15 protein-coding genes are annotated in these 10,385 nt (G+C 51.4%); 10 read left to right on the top strand and 5 right to left on the bottom strand.

Features of this window, described 5'->3' with window-relative positions:
- Positions 1-68: 68 nt before the first annotated feature.
- Positions 69-968: a nucleotidyltransferase domain-containing protein gene (locus tag OQE62_RS17660; RefSeq protein WP_265723366.1), complete on the top strand. Its 900-nt coding sequence runs from the start codon at positions 69-71 to the stop codon at positions 966-968.
- Positions 968-1,600 carry a Cap15 family cyclic dinucleotide receptor domain-containing protein gene (locus OQE62_RS17655; RefSeq protein WP_265723365.1) on the top strand — a complete coding sequence of 211 codons (633 nt, stop codon included), beginning with the start codon at positions 968-970 and terminating at the stop codon, positions 1,598-1,600. The genes OQE62_RS17660 and OQE62_RS17655 overlap by 1 nt, the downstream gene beginning before the upstream one ends.
- Positions 1,601-1,853: 253 nt before the next feature.
- Here OQE62_RS17655 and OQE62_RS17650 read toward each other — a convergent pair whose 3' ends face one another.
- Genes OQE62_RS17650 through OQE62_RS17640 form a run of 3 tightly spaced genes read right to left on the bottom strand, consistent with a single transcriptional unit; the run spans position 1,854 to position 3,635 of the window.
- Entirely contained in the window at positions 1,854-2,900 is a 1,047-nt protein-coding gene (locus OQE62_RS17650) for an IS91 family transposase (RefSeq protein ID WP_265723364.1), read from the bottom strand.
- A gap of 1 nt (position 2,901) precedes the next feature.
- Positions 2,902-3,048 (bottom strand): hypothetical protein, encoded by a 147-nt coding sequence (locus OQE62_RS17645; protein WP_407665957.1) that lies wholly within the window; start codon positions 3,046-3,048, stop codon positions 2,902-2,904.
- 2 nt (positions 3,049-3,050) lie between these two features.
- The gene (locus OQE62_RS17640) at positions 3,051-3,635 is read right to left on the bottom strand and encodes a tyrosine-type recombinase/integrase (RefSeq protein ID WP_265723363.1); all 585 of its coding nucleotides are present in this window, start codon (positions 3,633-3,635) and stop codon (positions 3,051-3,053) included.
- A 391-nt stretch (positions 3,636-4,026) separates the two neighbouring features.
- Between OQE62_RS17640 and OQE62_RS17635 the strand changes: the two genes are divergently transcribed.
- Positions 4,027-4,635, top strand: a complete 609-nt coding sequence (locus OQE62_RS17635) for a GyrI-like domain-containing protein (RefSeq protein WP_265723362.1) — start codon at positions 4,027-4,029, stop codon at positions 4,633-4,635.
- A 204-nt stretch (positions 4,636-4,839) separates the two neighbouring features.
- Here OQE62_RS17635 and OQE62_RS17630 read toward each other — a convergent pair whose 3' ends face one another.
- Complete coding sequence (locus OQE62_RS17630) at positions 4,840-5,205, bottom strand: hypothetical protein (protein WP_265723361.1); 366 nt, start codon at positions 5,203-5,205, stop codon at positions 4,840-4,842.
- A 195-nt stretch (positions 5,206-5,400) separates the two neighbouring features.
- Here OQE62_RS17630 and OQE62_RS17625 point away from each other — a divergent pair, with 195 nt between their 5' ends.
- The gene (locus OQE62_RS17625) at positions 5,401-5,640 is read left to right on the top strand and encodes a helix-turn-helix domain-containing protein (RefSeq protein ID WP_265723360.1); all 240 of its coding nucleotides are present in this window, start codon (positions 5,401-5,403) and stop codon (positions 5,638-5,640) included.
- A 455-nt stretch (positions 5,641-6,095) separates the two neighbouring features.
- Here the strand turns inward: OQE62_RS17625 and OQE62_RS17620 are convergent, their stop codons facing one another.
- Positions 6,096-6,302, bottom strand: coding sequence for a hypothetical protein (locus OQE62_RS17620; RefSeq protein WP_265723368.1), 207 nt, complete (start codon positions 6,300-6,302; stop codon positions 6,096-6,098).
- Positions 6,303-6,360: 58 nt separating this feature from the next.
- Here OQE62_RS17620 and OQE62_RS19535 point away from each other — a divergent pair, with 58 nt between their 5' ends.
- The 6 genes from OQE62_RS19535 (at position 6,361) to OQE62_RS17595 (ending at position 9,802) form a co-directional block, all read left to right on the top strand.
- Positions 6,361-6,864, top strand: a complete 504-nt coding sequence (locus tag OQE62_RS19535) for a reverse transcriptase N-terminal domain-containing protein (RefSeq protein ID WP_377535812.1) — start codon at positions 6,361-6,363, stop codon at positions 6,862-6,864.
- Positions 6,749-7,183, top strand: a complete 435-nt coding sequence (locus OQE62_RS17615) for a reverse transcriptase domain-containing protein (protein ID WP_265723359.1) — start codon at positions 6,749-6,751, stop codon at positions 7,181-7,183. Before OQE62_RS19535 ends, OQE62_RS17615 begins: the two co-directional genes overlap by 116 nt.
- On the top strand, positions 7,184-7,585 hold the full coding sequence (locus tag OQE62_RS17610; protein ID WP_265723358.1) for a group II intron maturase-specific domain-containing protein: 402 nt from the start codon (positions 7,184-7,186) through the stop codon (positions 7,583-7,585).
- Positions 7,586-7,990: 405 nt separating this feature from the next.
- On the top strand, positions 7,991-8,359 hold the full coding sequence (locus tag OQE62_RS17605; protein ID WP_265723357.1) for a zinc ribbon domain-containing protein: 369 nt from the start codon (positions 7,991-7,993) through the stop codon (positions 8,357-8,359).
- A gap of 140 nt (positions 8,360-8,499) precedes the next feature.
- Positions 8,500-9,186: a formylglycine-generating enzyme family protein gene (locus tag OQE62_RS17600; RefSeq protein WP_265723356.1), complete on the top strand. Its 687-nt coding sequence runs from the start codon at positions 8,500-8,502 to the stop codon at positions 9,184-9,186.
- Between the two features lie 91 nt (positions 9,187-9,277).
- Positions 9,278-9,802: a hypothetical protein gene (locus tag OQE62_RS17595; protein ID WP_265723355.1), complete on the top strand. Its 525-nt coding sequence runs from the start codon at positions 9,278-9,280 to the stop codon at positions 9,800-9,802.
- The last annotated feature ends 583 nt before the right edge of the window (positions 9,803-10,385 follow it).

Below are 10,385 nucleotides of genomic sequence, written 5' to 3'. Positions count from 1 at the left end.
AGAGCCGTTTTCGAGAAACAGTTTTTCTACAGCCTCGTTAGTTGCCCCGAGTCATACAGGAGGAGAAATTGGCCAGAGATTGGGAATCCGTTTTTAGTGCATGGTCTCAAGGGCCGAGTAAAACTGAGCAAGAAAAGGTCGAAAATGCGGAACGACAAATTCGGCAAGCGATTCAAGCTAGCCCAAAACTGCAGAATCGTGATATCACAGTTTTTGCTCAGGGCTCTTATCGAAACCGAGTAAATGTTCGTCGTGATAGCGATGTTGATATCGGTGTTCTCTGTTTCGATACGTTTTTCCCCGCATATCCAGACGACAATGTGAAAGCAATTCTAAAAGAGCGCTTTAGTGATGGTGAATACACCTATTCGCAATTTAAGAATGAGCTCGAAGAGGCCCTTGTAAATCGTTTCGGACGCGAGGCTGTATCACGAGGAAGTAAGTCATTCGATGTTAAAGAGAATACCTACCGAGTCGAATCAGATGTAGCTGCCTTCTTTGAACATCGACGCTATACGTCGACTACTAGTTATCTATCAGGGGTTGAAATGATCCCTGACGATTTAACACCTCCGAGAGTGCGGAATTGGCCTGAACAGCATTACTCGAACGGGGTCGCTAAGAATGACGCGACGAATCGCAGATACAAGAGAGTAGTACGAATACTGAAAAATTTGTCGAACGAAATGGCATCACAGGGGATAGCTCCGGCGAAAGAAGCCCCGAGCTTCCTCGTTGAGTGCCTAGTATTCAATGCATCAAATGTTCGCTTTAATTATTCCTCCTTCAAGCCAATGATTCGAGAAGTTTTGGCTGAACTTTTTAATAACACATTAAGTGATGAAGCGTGCTCTGAATGGGGCGAGGTTAGCGAGCTCAAATATCTCTTTCGAACATCCCAGCCGTGGACAAGAGAAAGTGCGCACGCTTTCTTGAGTGATGCTTGGGATTACATAGGTTATAGTTGATGTTGACTCGACTACATATTTCATCATTTGTTGGCCTCACCATAGGCGTCTGGTTATTGGCGCTATGGATTCAGGGTATGCCGGTTTTGAGTGCTGATTTTGTCAAGCCCTTTGGGGTGGTCGTCGGCTTAATAAGTTTGTTTGTCACCATCTTCAATAAGTACATGTGGTCGTGGAGGATATTTAGAGGTTGGTATGTTAAACGGCCAGATTTGAGGGGAACGTGGAAAGTCGAATTACAAAGCAGCTGGGTTGATCCTGAAACCGGAGAGCAGGTAGGTCCAATTTTTGGTTACGCATCAGTTAGACAGTCTTTGACATTTTTAAGCTTACGATTAATGACTAAGGAGTCTCGCTCTGTATTGGTTGCACATAGCATAGAACAACAAGAAGACGATGATCTGTTTAAACTAGTCGCGGTATATCGGAACGAGCCGCAAATTGAGTTGCAGGGAGTGAGGAGTGAGATACATCATGGCTCCTTTGTTCTTGAGGTTCATGGCATTCCTCCTTATGAGCTGCAGGGGCATTACTGGACGGACCGTGCAACCAGAGGGAGCATGAAGCTGAAAGAAAGGGTTAAAAAGCTTTATGACACATATGAGCACGCGCATCGGGAGTTGGGCAACTAACGAATAAGGATAGATCGCGCGCAGCCGCGATCTGATCCGATTGGTTGGACAAGCCCGAAGCTGTCGAGTGACTCTCTTTAGGAAAATATCTTTTTCAGGGATCGCGGGAGTAATCAGTCTAGGAGATGGCTACTTTTTCAGGACGAGCGCGGGCCTTGGCTTTTCTTCGAGCCAATAAGAGTGGACCCGCTTTTACATAGGATGTTGTTTCCTCCCTGTTGGTACGTGTCCGATGCTTATCCCAGCGCGCCGGCTATCCAGACAGCCATCCCGGCCGGAACGCTCTCACGAACGCCATCGGCGAATGACATCGTGGACAGCGTAGGACCGGTCTGCCCTTCGACTTGATAGTTTTGATCACGACCTGCAGCGTCATCTGAACCAACTGGAGTAACCGCTTGGCATTGCCGTGTAAGAAACCATAGTCGCGGACTCGACGGAAACCTTTGGGAAGAACGTGCTGTAGCACCAGCCACAAAAAGTTGGCGCCCGGTACGGTTCGCGTTTTGGGCTTGCCGCTTTTGCTCTCGATATAGCGGAAGGTGACCTCGCCATTGCGTTCACAGAGGATCTGCTTCTCGCTGATGACGCCGCGGTAAAGATATCTGGAAAGATATTCCAGAGCGGGCTGGCCCCTACCAGCACTCTGGCACTGGACCACCCACTGGGCGGGTGTAACCGGGATCTCAAACCCGTTCTCCCGCAGGGCCTCCAGAACCCGCGCCCGGAAGACCTTGGCGAGGGCGCGACCATTGAACAGGTAGGATCCCCTTGCCTTCCTCCACTGGCGCCTGCGGCGATCCACAGCGCCGCCGGGCACCACGATATGGCAGTGTGGATGGTAGTCCAGTCGGCGGGTATGTGTATGAAGCACACCCGTCATGCCGAGATTGCCGCCGAGGTGTTTGTCGTTGAGGCCAAAGTCCTTGAGGACGCCAGTGGCAACGGTCATCAACAGATCATACAGAACCTTCTGATGCCGCCAGGCCAGTGGTCGCAACTCTGCCGGCAGGGTAAAGGTGACCATAAAGTACTCGACCGGCAGTAGCTTGCGACGCTGCCGATCCAGCCACTGAGTGGCTTCATGGTTCTGGCACTGGAGGCAGCTGCGGTGCCCGCAGGAGCGCGGGCTCAGCAGTGCGTGGGAGCAGCCCTTACATTGCCAGAGCACCTCGCCGGCGGCGGTAGTACGGCAGTGCCGGATGGCATCCATGGCCCGCCGCTGTTCCGGCAGTAGGCGCGCACCGTACTTCTGCAGCAGAGCGCCCTCATGGCGTTCGATCAGGGAAGCGAGGCGCATCTTACAGTCTCCCCAGATCGACATGCAGACCGTTTACAAGGCGATTGATGGTAGCGGCGGAATCTCGTTCGATAGACTCCGTGAGTCGGACGTAGCGGGCGGTGGTGGTGGGGCTCGAGTGCCCCAGCAGAGACTGGATCTGGGCCAGGCTCAGGCCGCACTCCAGCAGATGGGTGGCAAAGCTGTGGCGCAGGGAATGGACCGAGGCTNATCTGGCAGCGGTACCCGGCGGTCTTTGTGACCCTTGCCCCGGCGAATGTGCACCTCCCGTCGCCCGGCATCAATATCCCCCACCTCCAAGGACAGTGTCTCGCTCAGTCGCAGTCCCATGGAGTAGGTCGCCAGAATAAAGACCCGGAACCGTAGTTTGCGCGTGGCGCCGATCAGTTGCTCCACCTCCTTTGGCGTGAGAATATCGGGTAACGATTGAACTTTGGGCGCCCTGACAATATCGAGCCACTGCCAATCCCTCTTGAGAATGTGCTTCCAGAAGAACTGGAGGCCATTGCGATCCACCTTGACGGTACTCCAAGAGTGGGATTCCACCAGATCGGAGAAGTACTGCTCGAGCTGATTGCTGGAGACCCTGTCGGGGCAGGCGTCAAAATGTGACGACAGGCGCCGTACGGCACGGGCATAGGAATCGATGGTTCGGTCACTGAGCCCCTGCAGCTTGAGGGTACGGAGGTGGCGCCGATACTGGTTATTAAAACGACGTTGCTCTTTGGGTGTCATCATAAGCTCCTTTGAGTTGCAGCCCGGGATTGGGCCGAAAAGAGCTTAGCTGGTGGCGTTTTTATTCTGCCGCGAAGCGGCTTCGTTCAACCAGGCGCTGCACCGGACGGCCTACTTTATGCACTTTTTGTGTGGGTCGTTTCGCTCCCATTATCACACAAAAAGTGCATAAAGTAGGCCGCCCGTGAGCGCGGCGTTCAGGCTGTAGAAAAACTCGAGCAACCCCGAAGCAGATAAATTTTCCGTGCGGAGAGTACCCTGAAATGCTTTTCGCATGCGGAACTGGCCCAGAATTCACGTAGAATCGCGATTTTTTGGGTGAAATATGGACAGCAAGAAGAGGCCGGAGTTTTTCTACAGCCTCGTTAACCCGACGAGGACAGTAATAGAAATGGAAAAGATTGACTACAAGAAAACGCTAAAGCATTTGTATAAACCAAGTTCCAAGAAAATCGAGTTTATAGATGTCCCCAGATTTAATTACTTGACGATTACTGGGAAGGGTAGACCTGAAGGAGAAGAGTATCAACAAGCTCTTCAGTCACTGTACCCAGTCGCCTACAAAATAAAATTTTGGATAAAAGAGAAAAAGCAATTTGATTATGTCGTTCCGCCACTGGAGGGCTTGTGGTGGGCGGACGACCTATCTGACTTCATCAAAGGAAATCGCGACGAGTGGCGGTGGACTATGATGATTATGCAGCCAGAGCCGGTCACGCAGGAGGTCGTCGATCTTGTGCGCAATGTGGTTGCGTCAAAGAAGGATGCGCCAGACGCCTTGGATAAAGTGGAATTCCAAACTATCAACGAGGGAGCGTGTGCACAAATTTTACATCTTGGACCATTTTCGGAGGAGGGGCCTGTTATCCAGCGCTTGCATGAAGCTATCGAAAACGAAGGAAAAAGCTTAACTGGAAAGCATCACGAAATATATCTCAGCGATATTAGGCGAGTTCCACCCCAAAAGTATCGAACTATTCTTCGCCAACCAATGGGTTAACAAGCGATTGCGGCAGGAACCCCTTTGAAAAATTCATGCGGACCAGGCCTTCTGGTCCAGAATAGTCGTGTTCGGTCTCGCCCGGGTGGCCGGCTTCTCTACCTACTCATCTTAGAAAATTTATAATACTGACCTCGTGATGCGCGACGCCATGATGTCGTGACCACTGACCCTACGTTTTTGACCCGTTCCCGTATTGGCATTTTACTCTGATACAAATTCTTTTTTTCGTTTCTGTAGCTGCGGTGATTTTTCCATAATTATGTTGATTGATAGGGTTAATGCCTTGGCTTCCAGCGTTTGCCAGTCGGTTAGTACGCCCAGCTCTTGACATGCGAACCTTCGCTCTGCCTTTACCCACGTGGCGGCCTGTCTTTGTTTAATCAGTTGTTCTGTCTCCTGATGGGTAATATTCACGTTGCTGGAGCTGCGGCCGTCCAACCAGTCACCTATAACTTCGCCCAGTGGAATTGACTCCGCACAGATAAAGTTAGCCAAGTCCGTGGATAAGGCGCTTGCCCTTCGGATAAGAGAACTCATTGTTTTTAACAGCTCGTCAGTATCTTCCATTATTCGACCTCGCTGTGTATGTGGCGCTGATTTGTCTCGGACAGGAGACTGTCTCCAACTAAATTAATGATATATCAGGAAATTTCGACTAAATTTTATGGTATGTCCGGAATTAAATCAATAAATAATGATATATCCGGTTTAATGGGCGCCTGATAGCTCTAACCTTATGGCTTCGTCGTTGGGTGGTAACAAATGGAAAAGAACAACGTAGAAGCGCTTCTGAAGCAGATCGGCTCAAACATCAAAGCCCTCCGCAAGCAGAAAGGTCTTGGCTGGACGCAAGAGAAATTGGCGGAGTTGGCGGGGATCAGCTCCAAACATTTGTCGGATATAGAGTTGGGCAAGTACAACGTCTCGGTTGCCTATCTTTGCAGAATCGCCGATGCCCTGGGAGTTTGTTACAAGCAATTGCTGGTTGATGAGCCGGAGTAGTCTGTTCCGACACTCCTTCCCGACTGTTAGCGGCACCACCGCACCCAGCGGTTCCGGAAAGCGGCAATTGATATCCTCCGGTGATCATTGGTGTTGCTGGGGAGCAAGCATCCTGTAGTTCTAGCTCTCAAAATGGATCAAAAATAGAACATACAGACTAAAAATTGAGCATGCGAGTGTGGGTGTAACGGCATGTAGCCGCCGAATAGCGAAGATCCTGCGGGAACTTGTGTTGAACGCGCACAGATTCTCGGCGATCCCAACAGCTACGCCTACGATTTCTAATCCTACGTATTCCAGGACTGGGCCGGCTACTGGACGAGGTCCCCGACAGCACCCCGCTCGTTACCGGACACCAACGCCGACGAGCCCCGCGCGCTGGACCACAACATCGAGTTCAAGAATGCGGACCAATAGGGCTCCCTCTACAACTCCGACCCCTGCCACGCATTGGCTCACGACCCACCACTGATGGAACTGGACCTGAGCTCCGGCAACCAGACATCGTAGGCAGACTTTTTCATGACCCTGCGCGGCAAACGCGCCACTACCCCGGGTAGCTCCCAGTCCGCTGCCTGTACTGCATTCACGTGCAGCACCACATGATAGTGATTGCCCATCACCGCATAAGCACAGACGTCCGGTGCGAATATCCGAGCCAACGCTAGCGTCCGACTTTCGCGAGAGAGGCTGGAGAACCGGTTTTATGGGGGAAAGCAAATGACGGCGACCGTGGAGCACCCAGAAACGGACAGGCCGCGTTCCAGTGCCGGTGCGCCCCCAACGGGAACGGCGAGCCAGACCAACAGACCAGCAATGGCCATCGAGACAGCCCGTTACCACGTCCATCGGCTGCAGCGGCGTATCGCGAAGGCGGTTGACCAAAAACGTTACAACAAAGCTCGCGCACTGCAACGGCTTCTCACCAGCTCCCACGCTGGCAAACTGCTGGCCGCACACCGTGTCATGCACAACCGCGGCCGCAAAACCCCCGGTATTGACGGTGTCACGTGGCAGTGGTCGCAAGATCGCGCCGAAGCGATACAGTCCCTGCGGCGGCGAGGCTATCGCGCCCAGCCGTTGCGCCGCATCTCCATCCCCAAGGCCAATGGCAAAGAGCGACCCCTGGGCATCCCCACCATGGTCGACAGAGCGGCCCAAACGCTCGACTGCAGACGCCCTGCAACAGTGCCATATCGCCCTGTTCCGCAGAATCTGCGCTGAACGGGTACTGGATGCGGACATCAAGGGCTACTTCGACCACCTCAGCCACGAATGGCTGCTCCAGCATATCCCCATGGATAAACACCCGCTGCAGCAGTGGCTGAAGTGCGGCTACATCGATCGGCAGGTCTACTACCACACGGACGACGGCACACCGCAAGGCGGTATCATCAGTCCCCTCCTCGCCAATAAGGCACTGGATGGGCTGGAAGCCGCCATCGAGGCCGCCATGCCCAAAAGCGGCAGCCGCGTCAATGTCATCCGCTACGCGGACGATATCGTCATCACCGGTGCCAGCCGGGAGCTACTGGAGCAATAGGTGAAACCCGCCCTCGAAGCCTTCCTGGTCGAGCGCGGGCTCACCCTGTCTCAAGAGAAGACCCGTATTGCACACATCAACGAAGGGTTCGACTTCCTCGGCTGCAGCTTGCGCAAGTACAACGGCAAGTTGCTGACCCGGCCCGCCACGGACAAGGTCCGGGCCTTCGCAGAAAAGATCCGCACTCTTATCAAGCGCGGCGTCGCGCTACCCACCTTCCAGCTGCTCATACGCCTAAACCGCGTGCTACGAGGCTGGTTAAACTACTACCGCCCCTGGGTATCCAAGGCGACCTTCACCCTGATCGATACTCCGGTCTACCAGGCGCTGTGGTGGTGGATGCGACGGCGACACAAGAACCGCCAGAAACACTGGCTCTACGGTCACTATACCCGTCCATAGCGCACGTCCAACGGCAGCTATCGACGGGCGTTCACCGGCCAGACCCATACCGCTCTCGGGATCATCCGCAGGGTGACCCTGTTCAAACTGAGCGACCTGCCCATCCGACGCCACACAAAATAGTGGCAAAGGCTACCCCTATACGCCGGGCTATGGAGGCTACTCCCTTAAGCGCTGGCAACAAGGGAGAGGCAACCGAAAGGCAGACAGGGCCTATCTTGCCAGATACTGGCTGGCGGCGTAATGTGGAACACAAATTTGCTAAAAACGAGCCAAACCGCCGGGTTCAATGAGCCTTCGAGGAGCTTGAACCGTATGCTAGGAAACCCGGACGTACGGTTCTTAGAAAGCTAGGAGTCGGTAACGGCTTCTGGTTACTCGGCGCGGCAGTAAGAGAAAGTGTATATGAAAATTGATTATTCCAAATATACTAGAGAAGAACTTGAGCAGGCATATAGCACGATCAATGTTAGCGAACATCCGGAGCGCTTCTCGGAAATTAAAAAATGGATTGAGATTAGAGATTCTGAGCCGCAGGAAAACCCTAATCCTGCTTTAAGGGTTTCAGGGAATGTAAAGCACACCTGTATGAAATGTGGTCATGATAATTACGATCTAGGTGAATTTCATGCTGCAGGCAGCGGTTTAGCGAAATTTTTTGATATTCAAACGTCAAAATTTACAACAGTATCCTGTCGAAAATGTAGCTACACAGAGGTCTATCGCTGTTCAAAAGACCGAATTTCCGATGTCCTAGATATATTTGTGGGGTGAGCGCCTAACCAAGCGCTTCACGGGATGGCCAACGCTATGCACCTTTGTGCTGGTCGCTTCGCTCCAATTTTCGCACAAAGGTGCATAGCATTGTCCGCCCACGAGGGCAACATTAAGTGAGTTCCTGCATAGAGGTTAGCATGAAGCCTGAAGAAGTAGAAAGCTGGATGGTCCTCATACCTGAAGGTAGTATCAGGTTGCGGGATGATCGGAAGAAAGAACAGTGGGTAGTTGAAATTCGAACGTTCATGCTAAGCAAATTTCCGGTTACGCAGGAATTATATTCTTCTGTAACCGCTGATAATCCCTCAGATTTTGTTGGGAGTCGTAACCCGGTTGAAAGGGTATCCTGGTATGACGCAGTTCAGTTTTGTAACGCGCTATCAAAGGTTTGCGGTCTTTATGAATGCTACATGATTGATCTGGACTCAGAAATTGTAGAGTTCATCGAGTCGGCAAATGGATATCGGTTGCCAACCGATGCCGAATGGGAGTACGCCTGCCGAGCGGATACCAAGGCAGTTCAATATGGCCCAATTAACGAAATTGCCTGGTATGAAGAAAACTCGGGAGCCTCCACGCATGATGTTGGGTTAAAGGCCGAAAATGGCTTTGGGTTATTCGACATGCTTGGCAATGTATGGGAGTGGTGCTGGGATGTTTATGACCCTGAAGTTTACGGCCCCTACAGGGTTTTTCGCGGTGGAGGCTGGTGCGATCCTGAGAGAGGCTGCTTGGCATCAAATCGAAGGCGCAGCCATCCAAACTATCGGATCGACGATTTGGGCTTTCGAGTTGCAAGGTCAGTGCAGCAGAATAGTACTTAACAAGGCCAACTACAGCGACAGATTTTCTGTTGCGACTTTGTCTACAATTCAAAGTTGTGCGTGTTGGCGACGTTATGGGAAAGGAGATCTATTGAGTATTCGTTTCTCTACCCTTTTATCACTTGTCTGGGTTATTGGGTGTTCAGGGGAGTTTTCTCATGCCGATCAGGGGGTTGGTGAAAATGGAGAGCCTCCGAAGGCTCTTGTACAGGTCTATAAAGAGCAATTTCTGGCCGACGAGAGAAATTATGTTTTAGCCCTTGGCCAGATTCACTCTTTCCTGGTCGAAAACCAGTTTTCGACGAAGTACACCGACTGTTTTGATGATGTCCTGGATATCAGGAAGCGAAAGAAAGGGTTTTCCTGCATGGCCCTCCGGGGCGATCAAGGTCCACCAACCAAAGTCTATTTCCGAGTTGTCGTAGACGAGGTACATTTCAATCAATTAGACGGCCACAATCGGTTGCTTTACTCTGCAGAGATGTATGCTCTTGATCGTTATGTAAGAGACGGAATAGCAGAACAACTGATCCAGAATTTTGAATCAGGAACCGGGCCGAAATTGGCTGGGCTTTACTCAGGGGAGTTGGGAGAGCATGGAAGCAATCACCCATAACCAATGTAGGCACGGCGGTACCCACTACATTACGCCTTCAGCTCCATTACATAAGCGTGCATTCTGCAGGCGTTTGAAGAGTCAATCTCATGAGATTAGATCGGAAAATTGTTGGAGCTCTATTGATTCTAATATCACTTTCTACAGTGTTTACTCATTATGTGAGTGATTTTCTGGCGATTGACTCTTGCTTGGATTCAGGGAGAGCTTTCAATTACAGCTTAGGAGAGTGCGGTAGAGGGGAGCACTATGAAACTAAACCATACATGGTTCGATTCTGGAGGTTAATTGTGCTAGCGGCGGCAAGTTCCATAGCCGGGATTTATCTTCTAGCAAAAAACTCAAAGGCGACGCCAAAAAGCGGTGCGCTTTAGCTTGGCGTTATTTTTCGGATAGTCTATGAATAGTAGGTACAGAGTTTTAGCGCTAAAATTGATCGTTTCTACACTGGTGTATCTGCTCTTGGCCTTCGTTACACTTATTATGACTACTTTGCTCTTTCAGCCAAGTAATGTACACCCAGATCACTGGGAGACAAGTGCTTATGATATCGCAGCGCAAGTCATACTTCTTATTCTGTATG

Origin of the sequence: Microbulbifer halophilus (assembly GCF_026183675.1) — a bacterium.
Taxonomy (GTDB): Bacteria; Pseudomonadota; Gammaproteobacteria; order Pseudomonadales; family Cellvibrionaceae; genus Microbulbifer; species Microbulbifer halophilus.
Note: the sequence above shows the minus strand (reverse complement) of the source record. Positions and strands in the feature narration are given on the sequence as shown.

Excerpts from the sequence above, each read along its gene's own strand:
- OQE62_RS17655 (WP_265723365.1), top strand. The coding sequence starts at position 968 with ATGTTGACTCGACTACATATTTCATCATTTGTTGGCCTCACCATAGGC.
- OQE62_RS17650 (WP_265723364.1), bottom strand. The coding sequence starts at position 2,900 with ATGCGCCTCGCTTCCCTGATCGAACGCCATGAGGGCGCTCTGCTGCAG.
- OQE62_RS17635 (WP_265723362.1), top strand. The coding sequence starts at position 4,027 with ATGGAAAAGATTGACTACAAGAAAACGCTAAAGCATTTGTATAAACCA.
- OQE62_RS17630 (WP_265723361.1), bottom strand. The coding sequence starts at position 5,205 with ATGGAAGATACTGACGAGCTGTTAAAAACAATGAGTTCTCTTATCCGA.
- OQE62_RS17625 (WP_265723360.1), top strand. The coding sequence starts at position 5,401 with ATGGAAAAGAACAACGTAGAAGCGCTTCTGAAGCAGATCGGCTCAAAC.
- OQE62_RS19535 (WP_377535812.1), top strand. The coding sequence starts at position 6,361 with ATGACGGCGACCGTGGAGCACCCAGAAACGGACAGGCCGCGTTCCAGT.
- OQE62_RS17615 (WP_265723359.1), top strand. The coding sequence starts at position 6,749 with ATGGCAAAGAGCGACCCCTGGGCATCCCCACCATGGTCGACAGAGCGG.
- OQE62_RS17605 (WP_265723357.1), top strand. The coding sequence starts at position 7,991 with ATGAAAATTGATTATTCCAAATATACTAGAGAAGAACTTGAGCAGGCA.
- OQE62_RS17600 (WP_265723356.1), top strand. The coding sequence starts at position 8,500 with ATGAAGCCTGAAGAAGTAGAAAGCTGGATGGTCCTCATACCTGAAGGT.